The sequence below is a fragment of the Nocardioides abyssi genome (genome assembly GCF_030412915.1).
Lineage (GTDB): Bacteria > Actinomycetota > Actinomycetes > Propionibacteriales > Nocardioidaceae > Nocardioides > Nocardioides abyssi.
On record NZ_JAUHJR010000053.1, the window covers coordinates 1 to 376 of the forward strand.

Genomic DNA, 376 nt, shown 5'->3' on the forward strand with positions numbered 1-376 from the left:
CAGGCTCGGGATCGACGACAGCCCGCCGGAACGGACTGCTGAGCGGCACCTGCGGCGCTAGGTCGTGGAAGGTCTGCGGTGGACCTATCGTCATCCCACTCTCGGACCGCTCGCGGTCTCCACGCACGTCTGGTTCCTCGCCAACGGGGCAGCCTTCACCGCACTGGCGATCGTGGCCCTGCGGGAGATGGGTCTCTCAGCGGTCGTCTTCGGCCTGCTCGTCGCCACGGGTGGCGTCTCCCGCCTCCTCGGAGCGACGCTCGCGCCCTCGATGGGAGGCAGGCTCGGCACCGGTCCGACGATCCTCGCGACCCGGGCCGTGCACCCCGCGGCCTGGGTGCTGGTGGCCCTCGCCCCCGAGGTGCCCGCCGGGGTC

General features: G+C 72.6%; 1 pseudogene. It reads left to right on the forward strand.

The features are described 5' to 3' along the window. Nucleotides 1-64: 64 nt before the first annotated feature. Nucleotides 65-376 (forward strand): annotated as a pseudogene (locus QWY29_RS19870) (MFS transporter); the annotation flags it as partial.